17 protein-coding genes are annotated in these 15,883 nt (G+C 58.6%); all 17 read right to left on the bottom strand.

Features of this window, described 5'->3' with window-relative positions:
• Positions 1-5: 5 nt before the first annotated feature.
• The gene (locus NJC40_RS15125; protein WP_253115316.1) at positions 6-791 is read right to left on the bottom strand and encodes a protein phosphatase CheZ; all 786 of its coding nucleotides are present in this window, start codon (positions 789-791) and stop codon (positions 6-8) included.
• Between the two features lie 20 nt (positions 792-811).
• Entirely contained in the window at positions 812-1,186 is a 375-nt protein-coding gene (locus tag NJC40_RS15120; RefSeq protein WP_173426689.1) for a chemotaxis response regulator CheY, read from the bottom strand.
• Positions 1,187-1,421: 235 nt separating this feature from the next.
• Positions 1,422-2,162, bottom strand: a complete 741-nt coding sequence (gene fliA / locus NJC40_RS15115) for an RNA polymerase sigma factor FliA (protein WP_045489483.1) — start codon at positions 2,160-2,162, stop codon at positions 1,422-1,424.
• Positions 2,159-2,995: a flagellar synthesis regulator FleN gene (gene fleN, locus NJC40_RS15110; protein ID WP_045489480.1), complete on the bottom strand. Its 837-nt coding sequence runs from the start codon at positions 2,993-2,995 to the stop codon at positions 2,159-2,161. The genes fliA and fleN overlap by 4 nt, the downstream gene beginning before the upstream one ends.
• A 115-nt stretch (positions 2,996-3,110) precedes the next feature.
• Positions 3,111-4,445 carry a flagellar biosynthesis GTPase FlhF gene (gene flhF / locus NJC40_RS15105; RefSeq protein WP_253140127.1) on the bottom strand — a complete coding sequence of 445 codons (1,335 nt, stop codon included), beginning with the start codon at positions 4,443-4,445 and terminating at the stop codon, positions 3,111-3,113.
• Positions 4,446-4,456: 11 nt separating this feature from the next.
• A complete protein-coding gene (flhA, locus tag NJC40_RS15100; protein ID WP_045489474.1) occupies positions 4,457-6,586 on the bottom strand; it encodes a flagellar biosynthesis protein FlhA in 2,130 nt (709 codons plus the stop codon).
• Positions 6,587-6,718: 132 nt separating this feature from the next.
• Positions 6,719-7,855: a flagellar biosynthesis protein FlhB gene (gene flhB, locus NJC40_RS15095; RefSeq protein WP_045489470.1), complete on the bottom strand. Its 1,137-nt coding sequence runs from the start codon at positions 7,853-7,855 to the stop codon at positions 6,719-6,721.
• Positions 7,856-8,641 carry a flagellar biosynthetic protein FliR gene (gene fliR / locus NJC40_RS15090; RefSeq protein WP_253140126.1) on the bottom strand — a complete coding sequence of 262 codons (786 nt, stop codon included), beginning with the start codon at positions 8,639-8,641 and terminating at the stop codon, positions 7,856-7,858.
• Positions 8,642-8,646: 5 nt separating this feature from the next.
• The gene (fliQ, locus tag NJC40_RS15085; RefSeq protein ID WP_045489464.1) at positions 8,647-8,916 is read right to left on the bottom strand and encodes a flagellar biosynthesis protein FliQ; all 270 of its coding nucleotides are present in this window, start codon (positions 8,914-8,916) and stop codon (positions 8,647-8,649) included.
• A gap of 25 nt (positions 8,917-8,941) precedes the next feature.
• Positions 8,942-9,694: a flagellar type III secretion system pore protein FliP gene (gene fliP, locus NJC40_RS15080; RefSeq protein WP_045489461.1), complete on the bottom strand. Its 753-nt coding sequence runs from the start codon at positions 9,692-9,694 to the stop codon at positions 8,942-8,944.
• Positions 9,694-10,134, bottom strand: a complete 441-nt coding sequence (fliO, locus tag NJC40_RS15075) for a flagellar biosynthetic protein FliO (protein WP_253140125.1) — start codon at positions 10,132-10,134, stop codon at positions 9,694-9,696. The genes fliP and fliO overlap by 1 nt, the downstream gene beginning before the upstream one ends.
• The gene (gene fliN / locus NJC40_RS15070; protein ID WP_045489454.1) at positions 10,135-10,602 is read right to left on the bottom strand and encodes a flagellar motor switch protein FliN; all 468 of its coding nucleotides are present in this window, start codon (positions 10,600-10,602) and stop codon (positions 10,135-10,137) included.
• Positions 10,603-10,661: 59 nt separating this feature from the next.
• Entirely contained in the window at positions 10,662-11,630 is a 969-nt protein-coding gene (gene fliM, locus NJC40_RS15065; RefSeq protein ID WP_045489451.1) for a flagellar motor switch protein FliM, read from the bottom strand.
• Between the two features lie 11 nt (positions 11,631-11,641).
• Positions 11,642-12,139, bottom strand: coding sequence for a flagellar basal body-associated protein FliL (gene fliL, locus NJC40_RS15060; RefSeq protein ID WP_253140124.1), 498 nt, complete (start codon positions 12,137-12,139; stop codon positions 11,642-11,644).
• Between the two features lie 129 nt (positions 12,140-12,268).
• Positions 12,269-13,672, bottom strand: a complete 1,404-nt coding sequence (locus NJC40_RS15055) for a flagellar hook-length control protein FliK (RefSeq protein ID WP_253140123.1) — start codon at positions 13,670-13,672, stop codon at positions 12,269-12,271.
• Positions 13,673-13,759: 87 nt separating this feature from the next.
• Positions 13,760-14,086: an Hpt domain-containing protein gene (locus NJC40_RS15050; RefSeq protein WP_253140225.1), complete on the bottom strand. Its 327-nt coding sequence runs from the start codon at positions 14,084-14,086 to the stop codon at positions 13,760-13,762.
• A gap of 66 nt (positions 14,087-14,152) precedes the next feature.
• A complete protein-coding gene (locus NJC40_RS15045) occupies positions 14,153-15,880 on the bottom strand; it encodes an ATP-binding SpoIIE family protein phosphatase (protein ID WP_253140122.1) in 1,728 nt (575 codons plus the stop codon).
• Positions 15,881-15,883 lie beyond the last annotated feature (3 nt).

Here is a 15,883-nt window from a genome sequence, read left to right as displayed (position 1 = left end):
TGACCTTAGAAGCCAAGGCTGGATAGCAAGTCGTCCACATCATCCTGACCGGAAACGACATCTTCCCGTTTATCGGCATGAATCTGCGGACCTTCACCCTGAGCAAGATGTTTTTTCGGATCTTTTTCTGCTTGCATCGCTTCACGGTCATGCTCGATCCCGGCAAAGCGATCGACATGGCTGGCCATCAGCACCAGCTTGAGCAGGTTGCTCTCAACTTCGGTGACCAGTTGCGTCACGCGCTTGATCACCTGACCGGTAAGGTCCTGATAATCCTGGGCCAGCAGAATGTCGTTGAGATGGCTGGCAACGGCATGGCTCTCTTTCTCGGTACGCGACAGGAAACCGTCCACCCGCTTGGCCAGATCACGAAACTCCTCAGCACCGATTTCGCGGCGCATGAAGCGCCCCCAGTCGGCACTCAGCGTCTTGGCGTCGTCACTGAGGCTGTTCATCAACGGTGTGCTTTGCTCCACCAGATCCATGGTGCGGTTGGCCGCACCCTCGGTCAGCCTTACAACATACGACAAGCGCTCGGCGGCATCAGTGATCTGAGACACCTCTTCGGCTTGCGGCATCTGCGGATCGATATGGAAATTGACGATCGCGCTGTGCAGCTCACGCGTCAATTTGCCCACTTCCTGATACAGGCCGCGGTCGCGCGCCTGGTTGAGCTCATGGATCAGTTGCACGGCGTCGCCGAATTTGCCTTTTTCAAGGCTGGCGACCAGCTCGTGCGCGTGTTTTTTCAGGGTCGACTCGAAGTCACCCAATGAATCATTGTTATCCATAGCGCCCTCGCGGCATGCACTCAGCTATTGACGCGCTCGAAGATCTTTTCAATCTTCTCTTGCAATACCTGGGCGGTGAAAGGCTTGACCACATAGCCGTTCACACCGGCCTGGGCCGCTTCAATGATCTGCTCACGCTTGGCTTCAGCAGTCACCATCAGCACCGGAATGTTCTTCAGGCGCTCGTCCTGACGCACTTGGCGCAGCAGGTCGATACCCGACATGCCAGGCATGTTCCAGTCGGTTACCAGAAAATCAAAGGCACCGCTTTGCAGCATCGGCAGCGCGGTAAGACCGTCATCTGCTTCCGATGTATTGGTAAACCCCAGGTCACGCAACAGATTTTTTATGATCCGCCGCATCGTTGAAAAGTCATCAACGATGAGGATTTTCATGTTCTTGTCCAATTCGACCTCCAAGCAGTCTTTAACGAGCCCGCTCCCCGGACCCGCCGTTCACTCAATACAGGTACAGCAACCCCCCGGTGCAACCAGCGCTCGACGCACCAGACACCAGAACACGGCCAAATCGCCTGCGAACAACCCTGTAGAGTTGATTGACAGGCTCCTGCCTTGTCCGGGTAGTCGACACCTCAAGCCCTGCACAGCCGGCCTGAAACCAATGGATCTGTCAGCGCGCCCGCCATTCCCCCAAACGACCTCGCAAGCGGGCTGCGCACTGACTGTGTAACTGGCTGACCCGAGATTCGCTGACCCCAAGGACCTCACCGATCTCTTTGAGGTTCAACTCCTCGTCATAGTACAACGCCAGCACCAAACGCTCACGCTCCGGAAGATTGGCAATGGCATCGGCCAATGCTTTCTGGAAGCGCTCGTCCTCAAGATCGCGCGACGGCTCCAGCGAACCGCTGGCGCCATCTTCGTGCAGCCCATCATGCTCGCCGTCCTGCAACAGGTCGTCAAAGCTGAACAGCCGACTGCCCAAAGTGTCGTTCAAGATAGCGTAATAATCATCAAGACTTAACTGGAGTTCGGCAGCAACTTCATGATCTTTAGCATCGCGCCCTGTTCTTGCTTCAATAGCGCGAATCGCATCACTGACCATCCGGGTATTTCGATGCACTGAACGCGGCGCCCAGTCACCTTTACGCACCTCGTCAAGCATCGCGCCACGGATCCGAATGCCGGCGTAGGTTTCGAAACTGGCACCCTTGGTGGAGTCGTATTTGGTCGATACTTCAAGCAGGCCGATCATGCCCGCCTGGATCAGGTCTTCGACCTGGACGCTGGCAGGCAGACGGGCCAGCAGGTGGTAGGCAATACGCTTGACCAGTGGCGCATAGCGCTCAATCAACTCGTATTGCGAATTCCTTGATGCCTTGCTGTACATCTGATAACCGCTGGCTGTCATTGAACCGGTCCCGCTGCACTGGTCTGGTGAACAAGTCGCTCGACAAAGAACTCAAGGTGCCCACGCGGATTGGCCGGCAACGGCCAGGTATCGACCTTCTGGGCAATGGCTCGGAATGCCAGCGCGCATTTGGAGCGTGGAAAGGCTTCGTAGACCGCACGTTGCTTTTGCACCGCCTTGCGCACACATTCGTCATAGGGCACTGCGCCGACATACTGCAAGGCCACGTCCAGAAAACGATCGGTCACCTTGGTCAGCTTGGCAAACAGGTTACGACCCTCTTGCGGCGTCTGCGCCATGTTGGCCAAGACCCTGAAGCGGTTCATGCCGTAGTCGCGATTGAGCAGTTTGATCAGCGCGTAAGCGTCGGTGATCGAGGTCGGTTCATCGCAGACCACCAGCAAGACCTCTTGGGCGGCACGCACGAAACTGACCACCGATTCACCGATACCGGCTGCGGTGTCGATCACCAGCACATCAAGATTGTCGCCAAGCTCGCTGAACGCCTGGATCAGGCCGGCATGCTGCGCGGGCGCCAGGTGCACCATGCTCTGGGTACCGGAGGCCGCCGGCACGATACGCACGCCGCCAGGCCCCTGGAGCAGGACGTCACGCAGCTCACAGCGGCCCTCGATAACATCGGCCAGGGTACGTTTGGGCGTAAGGCCCAGCAAAACATCAACGTTGGCCAGACCAAGATCGGCATCAAGCAGCATGACGCGACGGCCGAGCTCGGCCAGCGCCAGCGACAGATTCACTGAAACGTTGGTCTTGCCAACGCCACCTTTGCCGCCGGTCACGGCGATAACCTGTACGGGATGCATGCTGCCCATGTTATTTCTTTACCTTGTCATGCGTAGACTGGAGCCACATTACGGGCTGCACGTTCCGTGACGAACAATGCCTGGCAGACCACCGATGCAGTAATTTTTTAGTCGTGTTCATCAATCACCCCACTCGCTTGCCGGGGTTGTGATAAAGGTCGGCGAACATGTCCGCCATAGCCTCTTCGCTGGGTTCATCCTGCATTTGCACACTGACGGCCCGACTCACCAGTTGATGGCGGCGTGGCAGATGCAAATCATCAGGAATACGCGGCCCATCGGTCAGATAGGCCACGGGGAGTTCATGCCCGATCGCCAGGCTCAGCACTTCACCCAGGCTGGCAGTTTCATCCAGTTTGGTCAGGATGCAGCCGGCCAGCCCGCAACGTTTGTAACTGTGGTAAGCGGCGGTCAACACCTGCTTCTGGCTGGTAGTGGCCAGGACCAGATAGTTGCGTGAACGAATCCCGCGCCCGGCCAGGCTTTCAAGCTGCAGGCGCAGCGCCGGATCGCTGGCTTGCAGGCCGGCGGTATCGATCAGCACCACACGCTTGCGGATCAGCGGTTCGAGCGCCTGGGCCAGGGACTGTCCCGGATCGACGTGGGTCACCGGCACATTGAGAATACGCCCAAGGGTCTTGAGCTGCTCCTGGGCACCGATCCGGAAGCTGTCCATGCTCACCAGTGCGATATTCTGCGCGCCGTACTTGAGCACGTAACGCGCCGCCAGCTTGGCCAGCGTAGTGGTCTTGCCCATCCCTGCCGGACCGACCATCGCGATCACCCCGCCCTCTTCCAGCGGCTCGTTGTCAGGCACATTGATCATCCGCGCCAGATGCGCCAGCAACATGCGCCAGGCATGACGGGGATCGTCGATATCGGGAACCATATCCAGCAGATCCCGCGACAGCGGGCCGGACAGGCCAACGCGCTGCAGACGCCGCCACAGGTTGGCCTGCTGCGGACGACTGCCCTGCAATTGCGTCCAGGCCAGCGAACCCAACTGGACTTCCAGCAGCTCGCGCAAGCCGTTGAGCTCCGAGCGCATCGAGTCAAACGCACGCTGGTTCAGCGTCGGCTCGGCAACGCCGGGTGCAGGGGCGGCAACAGCAGGACGCGGCGGTTCTTCAAGGGTCGGCTCGATGTGCCGGTCGGCAGCGCTCAGCGGCAAGCCAGAAAACAACTGACGGTTGCTCGATACGTCATCGCCTTCGTTGCGACTTTCGAGTTCAGCTTGCGCCGAGACGATCCGCGACTGAGTCTTGCGCAGCTCGTCTTCAAGCTCCATGTTCGGCACCCGCGGCGCCAGCGCAGACAGCTTGTAATCAAGAGCAGCAGTCAGCTCAACGCCACCGGCAATGCGCCGATTTCCGATGATGGCCGCCTCGGCGCCCAGCTCATCGCGAACCAGTTTCATGGCTTGACGCATATCGGCGGCGAAAAAACGCTTAACTTGCATGACTCACTACCTCAGCCGTTAGGCCCGACAGTCGCTACGATGGTGACTTGCTTGTTGTCAGGAATTTCCTGGTACGCCAGAACATGCATGTTCGGTACAGCCAATCGTCCAAATCGTGACAGCATGGCCCGAATCGGACCTGCCACCAGCAAAATCACCGGCGAGCCTTGCATCTCTTGACGCTGCGCCGCCTCAATCAACGAGCGTTGCAGCTTCTCGGCCATGCTTGGCTCCAGAAGAACGCCTTCTTCCTGACCCTGACCCGCCTTCTGCATACTATTTAGCAAAATCTGTTCCAATCTAGGCTCAAGGGTGATGACAGGCAGCTCTGTCTCAGTCCCTACAATGCTTTGCACGATCGCCCGGCTCAACCCGACCCGTACCACAGCCACCAACGCGGCGGTATCTTGACTCCTGGCCGCATTGTTCGCGATGGCCTCGGCAATCGTGCGGATATCGCGCACCGGCACATGCTCGGCCAGCAGCGCCTGCAGCACATTGAGCAGCGCCGACAACGACAGCACCCCAGGCACCAGCTCTTCAGCCAGCTTGGGCGAACTCTTGGCCAGCAACTGCATCAGTTGCTGCACTTCCTCGTGGCCGATCAATTCATGGGAGTGCTTGTAGAGAATCTGGTTCAGGTGCGTCGCCACAACGGTGCTGGCATCCACCACTGTGTAACCCAACGACTGGGCCTGGCTGCGCTGACTGATTTCGATCCACACCGCTTCCAGACCAAACGCCGGATCGCGCGCATTGATACCGTTGAGGGTACCGAACACCTGACCCGGGTTGATCGCCAGTTCACGGTCCGGATAAATCTCCGCCTCGGCCAGAATCACCCCCATCAGCGTCAAACGATAGGCGCTGGGCGCCAGATCGAGGTTGTCGCGAATGTGCACCGTGGGCATCAGAAAGCCCAGGTCTTGGGAAAGCTTCTTGCGCACACCCTTGATCCGCGCCAGCAACTGACCACCCTGATTGCGATCCACCAGCGGAATCAGCCGGTAACCGACCTCAAGACCGATGATGTCGACCGGCGTTACGTCGTCCCAGCCCAACTCCTTGGAGTCCTGGGCACGCACTGGCGAAGGCAGCAGGTCCTGCTGACGCTGCACCTCGGCCAGCGCCACAGCCTTGGCATTCTGGTCACGGCGCCACAGCCAGTAGGCAGCACCCGAGGCGATTGCCCCCAGACCAATGAAGGCAAAGTGCGGCATGCCAGGCACCAGACCCATGACGATCATGATCGCCCCCGACACCGCCAGCGCCTTATAAGACGAGAACATCTGGCGGTTGATCTGCTTGCCCATTTCTTCCGAACCGGAAGCACGGGTTACCATGATCGCCGCTGCGGTCGACAGCAACAGAGATGGCAATTGCGCCACCAGACCGTCACCGATCGCAAGCAAGGTATAAACACGCCCGGCGTCGCCAAAACTCATGCTGTGTTGCAACATGCCCACCAGCATGCCGCCGATCAGGTTGATGAACAGAATCAGCAGACCGGCAATAGCGTCACCGCGCACAAACTTGCTGGCACCGTCCATCGAGCCATAGAACTCGGCCTCGGCGGCCACTTCAGAACGACGCGCCTTGGCCTGGTTCTGGTCAATCAATCCAGCATTGAGGTCGGCATCGATCGCCATCTGCTTACCCGGCATGGCGTCAAGAGTAAAGCGCGCACTGACCTCGGAAATCCGCCCGGCACCCTTGGTGATTACCACGAAGTTGATGATCATCAGGATGGTGAAGACCACGATACCGACAACGTAGTTACCACCGATCACCACCTCACCAAAGGCCTGGATGACCTTACCGGCAGCGTCGTGACCATCCTGGCCGTGCAACAGCACCACCCGGGTCGAGGCGACGTTCAACGCCAGACGCAACAGGGTGGCGACCAGCAGGATGGTCGGGAATACCGAGAAGTCCAGCGGCCGCATGGCGTACACACAGACCAGCAGAACCACGATCGACAAGGCAATGTTGAAGGTGAAAAACACGTCGAGCAGGAACGGCGGGATTGGCAACATCATCATTGCCAGCAGCGACAGCAATAATATCGGCACGCCCAACTGGCCGCGCCCGAACCCGGCCAGATTGCTGCGCGCGTTACTGATTAACTGAGAGCGATCCACCGGTTCTTTCCTGCATCAGACCAAAACTTTGACGCCCCACGCGCCATGCACTGGCCTATTGCAAGAAACCGTCCAACTTTGCCGCCACAACCGCGTCGATAAAACCATCCATCGTCGACGCAGAAATCGTCATCAGGAGTCGCGCTGCAGATCGGGCGGAATGGGAAGATCGCCCAAAGGATCCGGACGCTTGGCGCGCCCGGCATGGAATTGACGAATCTGAAAGACATAGGCCAGCACCTGCGCCACAGCAAGATACAGACCGGCCGGAATCTCTTCTTCCAGCTCGGTGCTGTAGTAAATCGAACGCGCCAGGGCAGCCGACTCCAGGATCAGGATCTGGTTGTGCGCACCGATCTCACGAATCTTCAGGGCAATCATATCCACCCCTTTGGCCAGCAGCATCGGCGCCCCACCCTTTTCAGGGTCGTACTTGAGCGCTACGGCAAAGTGGGTGGGGTTGGTAATAATCACGTCCGCCTCGGGAATGGCAGCCATCATCCGCCGCTGAGACATCTGAAACTGCAGTTGGCGAATACGCTGTTTGACTTCCGGACTACCATCACTGTTCTTGTGCTCATCACGCACTTCCTGCTTGGTCATCAGCAGTTTTTTATGCGCCTCGTACAGCTGGAACGGCACATCCACCGCCGCAATCAGGAACAGCCCGGACACGATCCACAAGGTGCTCCAACCCACCACTTGCAGACTATGGATCATCGCCTGCTCAAGCGGCTCATAAGCGATAGCCACCAGATCATCACGGTCGCCGTCGATCACCACCAGCGCAACGATAAGGATGATCAGAAACTTCGCCAACGACTTGAGCAACTCTACCAGCGAATGCATCGAGAACATGCGCTTGATGCCGGACAACGGATTCATCCGGCTGAATTTGGGCATCAGCGATTTGGTCGTGAACAGCCAGCCACCAAGCAGGATCGGCCCCACCAGAGCCGCTACCAGCATGGCGACCATGAACGGCAACATGACAATGATCGCGAACTTTCCCGACTTGAGAAGCATGGTTCCCATCCAGGTCGGGTCCATGAGCGCTTCACGAGAAATCGAGAAGTTGTCGCGCATCAACTCCTGCATCATTTGGGCAATACCGCCACCAAATATCAACAGCCCGACCGCCCCCATAAGCGTAACAACCAGCGTGGTCAGCTCCTTGGATCTGGCAATCTGCCCCTCAGCCCGGGTGTCACGGATTTTCTTCTCCGTGGGGTCTTCTGTCTTGTCCTGACCACTCTCGCTCTCGGCCATTCAACGCGCCCTCACCAGATCTCGCAGTTGCTGCAAGGCTTCGACCGCCATTGGCTGATACTGGCCCAGCATGTCAGCCATGCTCATCCACAAGATGACCATACCAAGCACCAGAGTCATCGGGAAACCGATGGAGAAGATGTTCAATTGCGGCGCGGCGCGAGTCATGATGCCAAACGCAATGTTGATGATCAGCAAGGCGGCAATGGCTGGCAGAACCAGACGCAACCCCGCTGCCAGCGTCCAGCTCAGACCATTGGCCAACCCCCAGAAGCTGTTGATCTGCAAGCCCCCGCCAACCGGGAGCGTAGTGAAGCTCTCGATGAGAACCTCCAGCACCACCAGGTGGCCATTCATGGCCAGAAACATCAGGGTGACCAGCATGGTAAAGAACTGCCCGACCACAGCTGTAGATACGCCGTTGGCAGGGTCAACCATCGAGGCGAAGCCCATACCCATCTGGGTAGCGATGATCTGGCCGGCGATCACGAACACTTGAAAGAACAGCTGCAGGCACAACCCCATGCCAACCCCGATGATTACCTGCTCGCCAATCAGCAGTAACGCACTGAGATCCAATGCCTGCACAGCCGGAATCGGTGGCAGCACCGGCGCTACAACCACTGTGATAGCGACCGCTAAATACAGGCGCACACGCCGTGGCACCAGCGTCGTGCCGATAATCGGCATGGTCATCAGCAAAGCGACAATACGAAACAACGGCAGCATGAAACTGGCCACCCACGTGCTGATCTGGGTGTCGGTCAGCATGAGCAATGGCTGCATGATCCTCAGCCGATCAAGGTGGGAATGCTGTTGAACAGATTCAGGACATAGTCCATGAACACTTTCAACAACCAGGGACCGGTGACAATCAGCGTGATGAGCATCACCAACAGGCGCGGCAGAAAGCTCAGGGTCTGTTCGTTGATTTGCGTGGCCGCCTGAAATATGGCCACGATAAGACCGCAGATCAGGCTCGGCACCACCAGAATGGCCACCAGCATGGTGGTCAACCACAACGCCTCGCGAAACAGATCGACCGCGACTTCAGGGGTCATGACAACGACGCCTCCACCAGACTCTTCATACGCCGCCAAAACTGCCAGCCAAAGTACCGACAATCAACGCCCAGCCATCAACCAGCACAAACAGCATGATCTTGAATGGCAATGAGATGATCAGCGGCGAGAGCATCATCATACCCATCGCCATCAGCACACTGGCCACCACCATGTCGATGATCAGAAACGGGATGAAGATCATGAAACCGATCTGGAACGCCGTCTTGAGCTCAGAGATCACAAATGCCGGCACCAGGATGGTCAGGGGCGCGGCATCCGGTGTAGGAATATCAGTGCGTTTGGACAGACGCATGAACAGTTCCAGGTCGCTGGTCCGGGTCTGGGCCAGCATGAAGTCCTTGATCGGCACCTGGGCTTTGGCGACCGCTTGCTGGGCAGTAAGGGTCTCAGCCAGATAAGGCTGCAGAGCATCGTTGTTCACCCGATCAAACACCGGCGCCATGATGAACATGGTCAGAAACAGCGCCATGCCAATCAGAATCTGGTTCGATGGGGTTTGCTGCAAGCCCAGAGCCTGGCGCAGAATCGAGAACACCACGATGATCCGGGTGAAACTGGTCATCAGCATGACGAATGCCGGAATAAAACTCAGCGCCGTCATGATCAGCAAGATCTGCAAGCTGACCGAATACTCCTGCTGGCCGTCAGTCCCGTTGGACAGCGTAATAGCCGGAATCGACAACGGATCGGCCGCCAGGGCCACAGGTGCTCCCAGCCCCAACAACAGCACCACCAGCCAACGCAAGGCACCCATCACTTGTTGTCCTTATCCTTGCCCATGAGCTCCAGCAGGCGCTGGGCGAACTCGGGAGTGGCCGGCTCGCGAACCGGCACCTGAACATTTTCATTGAGCACATGCAGAGGCGTGATACGCCCAGGCGTGATCCCCAATAAAATCTGTTCCTTACCCACCTGCACCAGTACCAGCCGGTCACGCGGCCCCAAAGCTCTGGAGCCAACCAATTCGATAACCTGCTGATTGCCGATCGACGCCCCCTGAATCCGACGCATCACCCACGCCAGCACAAAGATCAGCCCGATGACCAGCAACAGCCCCAGTAATAACTGCAACAGTTGCCCACCCCAGCCACCGGACAGAGCGCTACCCACCTGCGGGGCAGCCGCCTGAGCTGTCGGCTCGGCTGCCAGCACAGCCAAAGGCGCAGCCAGCAACAGCATCAACCAGCGGTTCACTTAGCGCAGCTTCTTGATGCGTTCACTCGGACTGATCACGTCAGTCAGGCGAATGCCGAACTTTTCATTGACCACCACCACCTCGCCATGGGCGATCAGGGTGCCATTAACCAGCACATCCAGCGGCTCTCCCGCCAGGCGATCAAGCTCGATCACCGAGCCCTGGTTGAGCTGCAACAGGTTACGAATGCTGATATCGGTGCTGCCCACTTCCATGGAAATCGACACCGGGATATCCAGGATCACATCCAGGTTCGGACCATCGAGCGTGACCGGCGCAGTGCTCTTGGGCACACTGCCAAACTCTTCCATGGGCATACGATTGGAGCTGGGGCGGCTCGCTTCATCAGCCGCCAGCAGCGCATCAATATCAGACTGCCCTCCCTCGCCGGCTTCATTCAGCGCAGCAGCCCACTCATCGGCCAACGCCTGATCATCAGCAGACGTCATATCGTTTTCATCAGCCATCGGTTGTCCTCTGCGGGCAGTAATTCAATTACGCAATTGGGTTGTGGCGCGACGGTCTGTCAACGCCGCTCTATCGGTTCGATAACCTGCAAGGCCAGATTGCCCTTGTGCGAACCGAGCTTGACCTTGAATGACGGCACACCGTTGGCGCGCATGACCAGCGCCTCGGGCAGCTCGACAGGAATCACATCGCCAGGCTGCATGTGCAGGATGTCGCGCAACTGCAACTGACGCTGCGCAACCGTAGTCGTCAGCGGGACCGATACATCCAGCACGTCCTCCTTGAGTGCCTTGATCCAGCGCTCATCCTGATCATCCAGATCAGACTGAAAGCCGGCATCAAGCATCTCGCGGATCGGCTCGATCATCGAATAAGGCATGGTCACGTGCAGGTCGCCGCCACCGCCATCGAGCTCGATATGGAAGGTCGAGATCACGACGGCTTCACTGGGCCCGACGATGTTGGCCATGGCCGGGTTCACTTCCGAGTTGATGTACTCGAAATTGACCTCCATGATTGCCTGCCAGGCCTCCTTGAGGTCGATAAATACCTGATCGAGCACCATACGCACCACACGCAGTTCGGTCGGCGTGAACTCACGCCCCTCGATCTTGGCATGGCGCCCGTCACCGCCAAAGAAGTTGTCCACCAGCTTGAACACCAGCTTGGCGTCAAGAATGAACAAGGCAGTGCCGCGCAGCGGCTTGATCTTGGCCAGGTTGAGGCTGGTGGGCACATACAACGAATGCACGTACTCACCGAACTTCATTACCTGTACGCCACCTACCGCAACATCCGCCGAGCGGCGCAGCAGATTGAACATGCTGATGCGGGTGTAACGGGCGAACCGCTCGTTGATCATTTCCAGGGTCGGCATGCGCCCCCGGACGATCCGGTCCTGGCTGGTCAGGTCATAACTTTTGACGCTGCCAGGCTCGACTGCGTTATCGGTCTGGACCATTCCATCGTCCACGCCGTGCAGCAGCGCGTCGATCTCATCCTGGGACAGCAGGTCTTGCACGGCCATGTCCTGGAGTCCTACTGCAATACGAAGTTGGTGAAGAGCAGCTGCTCAATCACAGTCTTGCCCAGCTCTTTTTGAGCGACTTCCTGAATGCTGGCCGTGGCTTTCTGGCGCAACATTTCCTGGCCGATCGGCGATGACAGCGATTCGAACGGGATACCGGCGAACAGCATGACCAGATTATTGCGAATGGTCGGCATATGCACTTTCAGCGCCTCCATGTCTGCCGTATTGCGTGCAAGCATGGTGATGTTGACCTGCATGTAACGCTGGCGTCCATTGGCATTGAAGTTGACCACGAATGCCGGTGTGAGAGGTTCAAATACCGCAGGCTGCCGAACATTCGCAGCGGCCGCAGCCGCTGCCGGATCAGGCTTGGGCTCGGATTTGTGCATGAGAAACCAGGTCGCGCCTGCCGACAAGCCTACCGCCAGCAACAGGGCAACAACGCCGATAATGATGAGCTTGAGTTTACTTTTCGAGCCGGGCTCTTTAACTGCGTCACTCGCCATGCCAATAATCCGTCAGTATTCAAGGGGTTCGTTGATACGTAACAGAGTTTGAGCAAGTGTTATGCCAGAGTGGCGAGCACAGCAGAGGAAAGCGCGCACCGAGCAATTTCAGGCGCGCTTTTTTGCGGATCAGGCGTAGTAATCGATTTCGCTGCTACCCACAATCCGCTGGGCAGGCTGAGACACTGCAGCAACCGCTGCCGGCGCCACTTCATCCTCAACTTCATCCTGCGCCATAGACCCTCGCCCGCCACGCTGCGCGCGACTGGCCTGCTCCTGCGCCTGCTGCTGGGCTTGTTGCTGTGACTGGTCAGAGACATTGACGTCAACCTGACCCAGGCCCTGCTGACTGAACGACTCACGCAGGCGCGCGACCTGGCTCTCCAATGCATCGCGCACGCCCAGATGCGCACTGGCAAAGGTCACCTGGGTCTGTTGATCCGGCGCCATATTGACACGGATGTCCAGACGCCCCAGCTCCGCAGGCTCAAGCTTGATCTCTGCCGACTTGAGATTCTGACTCGACAGGTACATGACCCGATCGACAATACCCTCGGTCCAGCCACTCTGATGCATGGCCAACGGCTGACCCAATGGCGAAGCCACCGGCGCAGTCACCGGCCGCGCCGGCTGGGCGGCCTGACTCAACGCGGCAAGACGTTCGGCAAAGTTATCGACCCGGGTATCACCGGCAGCGCTCTTTACATCCTTAAGCCCATCACCGAGCACCGCAGTAAAAGACTGATCACTGCTCTCGGTAGAACCATCCTGAGCTGCCGGGTCACCATTAAGGCTCGCCAGATTATTGACAACGTTCTGCGCCCGAGTGTCGTCGGCGTTGAGGTCCGGATTCGCCTGAGCCTGCCCGGCCTGATTAGTCGCCACCGGCGCAGCAGCACGACTCTTGCCGCCTGCACTTTCAAGCGCAAACTGCAAGGCATGCAGACCGTCAAGCGGGTCAGCCTCCGGATTGAACGCCTCTTCCACAGCAGCAGAAGTTGCCGCAGGCGCCGCTGCCAGCGGCGACGCTGCGAGCTGGGACTGCTGCAGGCCATCAATGGCCGCATCTGCCGACACCGGAGCGTCAACCGCTACCTCAACCGGAATCTGAATCAGCGTCGGCAGCCCCACCAGTTGCTCGACAGCCTCGGACGGATCGGCACTCGATTGATCATCAGCATCAGCGGTCTGACCCTTGGCCTGGACTGGCAATGAATTGCCGCTTCCGGCAACCTGATCAGGCTCACTCTTGGCCTTGTCTGCCGTATCCGGCTTGTCTTTGCCGACCGCAGCAGGCTTGTCTTTGGTTGCAACCGCCTTGTCTTTATCGGCAGCGGGCTTGTCCCGAGCAGGCCTGGCCGGCACATCGCGCTCGACGGCAGGCTTGTCGCGAGACTGCTGCGCATAGACATCAGAGAAGCTGGAGGCGTCAGCCTTGCTGGTTTCGGCAGGCTTGAACGAATTACTGACGGCACCGGTCTTGGCCGGAGCCGCTACATTCGCCTGGAGGAACACATCTGGAGCAAGGGGCATCGGGATCTCCACATAAAGCAGCACAATGCTATTGCACTAGCAAAATGCAGGCCAAATTAGCCAGGGAGATAGCAAACACAGCAATACTCAGGTCTGAGCCACAAGGACCTGTCGCTCGGCATTGAACACTTGGCGAATGGCCTGATACTCGCCGTCGATCAAGCCGACAAGTTCTTCAAGGCCATCGAGCGCCTGACGCCGGGCCTGCTCTTCGAGCTGACGGCACAATTCGGACAAGCGCAGGGCGCCCATATTGCTGCTGCTGCCCTTGAAGCTGTGCGCCGCCAGCCCCAGTTCCGCCAGATCAGGCGATGTACCGCCGGCCAGGTTGCGCGCCGCCTGACGAAGCAATGCCAGGCGCTGCTCGGAGTCGCTCAGGAAGACGTCGATGAGCGTCAGATACTCGTCTTCCATGACCTCTTGCAAGGTATTCAATACCGCGTAGTCAATCTGTACGAACGACACTTGCTCACTCCTTGATCAAGACCCCGAAGGCAAGTATGCCATCGCCCCCCAGACAAATTCCACATGCACCGTACAACCATCGGCGGACCATCGCGCATCCCGGCACAACGAGCGAATCAGGCGCAGCCCGCGACCGTGCAGGCCCGCATCATCTGGTAGCCTGGCCAGCACCGCCTGGACGTCGAAACCTTGGCCACTGTCCTGCATGCAAATCTGCAACCTGCCGCCTTGCGCAGCAGAACAAAGCACCAACTCCAGGCGGATGAACCCGTTTTGCAGCTCAGCCAGACGCTTGGCGCGCGCCTCGTAATACCGGGCAAAACCGGCCGCATCCTGTTTGAGCGTGGAATCCAGCCCGAGAACGCCATGCTCCAAAGCATTGCTGTAAAGCTCGGTGAGCACGCTGTAAATCGTGGCCGCCTGCTCACGCAAGCCGCGCTGCTCCAGCAGCAGTTGCAGCACGCCAGGCAGCGGATTACTCGCTTTGAGGGTCGCAGCGCGAAACTCGAAGGCCACCGACCAGTCCACCGGCTCCGCCAGGCCACTGTCGGACCAACCCTGGGTCAACGCAGTGGCCGGCAGCGCGCCATGCCCGGCACTGATCTCCAGCATGCTCACATCGTCGCGCGCACGACCGCCAAAATCGTTGAGCGCCTGGAGAATCTCCTGAATCAGCATTTCGGGCTCGCGATTGGCAGCCAGGACTTCGCACAGGCGTTGCGAGCCAAACAGCTGATCCTGAGCATCCCGGGTGTCGATCACTCCATCAGACAACAGAAAGATCCGGTCCCCGGCCCCCAACGGGTGAACCTCGGTATGCGCCTCGAACGCCTTGGGTGACAACACGCCCAGCGGCAGGTGCCGGGACTGCAACGGGACAAACCCGGCGTTGTCGGCGCGCAGCAGATAACCGTCAGGCAACCCGCCATTCCATAGCTCGACCTGCTGCTGACCGGCATCGATGCACAACAGCGTGGCGCAACAAAACATGTCTACCGGCAGGATACGTTTGAGCTTGCCGTTCATCTCCCGCAGGATTTCCGCCAGCTCGTAGCCTTTGGCGGTCATCCCGTAGAAAACCTCGGCCAGCGGCATGGCACCTACTGCTGCCGGCAAACCATGCCCTGTGAAGTCGCCGAGAAACACATGCATGTGCCCGGCCGGTGTATAGGCCGCCAGCATCAGGTCGCCATTGAACAGCGCATAAGGCGACTGCAGATAACGGATACACGATGCGTCAAGACAGCCGGAATGCGCCACCTGGTCAAATACCGCCTTGGCCACCCGCTGCTCGTTGAGTAAATGTTCACGATGACTGGCAAGCAGGTCGCGCTGGCGCAGCACAGTATCCTGCAGTTGCCGCAGTCGATTCATGGCATTGATCTTGGCGGCCAGCACCAGAGGATTGAAGGGCTTCGCCAGAAAGTCGTCACCGCCGGCATCCAGGCATCGGGCCAGCGCCTCCCCCTCGGTCAGAGAGGTCAGAAAGATGATCGGCACCAGCGCCTGCCCGGCCATCTGCTTGATCTGACGGGCAGCCTCGAAGCCGTCCATGACCGGCATCAGGGCATCCATCAGTACCAACTGCGGCTGGTGATCGCGATACAGCTGCACAGCCTCCTGACCATTGGCAGCGACCAGCGGCTGGTGCCCCTGCCGACTGATCAGGGTCGATAACAGCAGCCTGTCACTGGCACTGTCATCAGCAATCAGCACCCGTAGCTCTTGTCCCACAGGCTGCAAGAC

It is taken from the genome of Pseudomonas sp. 21LCFQ02, assembly GCF_024129895.2.
In the GTDB taxonomy this organism is placed as follows: domain Bacteria; phylum Pseudomonadota; class Gammaproteobacteria; order Pseudomonadales; family Pseudomonadaceae; genus Aquipseudomonas.
Note: the sequence above shows the minus strand (reverse complement) of the source record. Positions and strands in the feature narration are given on the sequence as shown.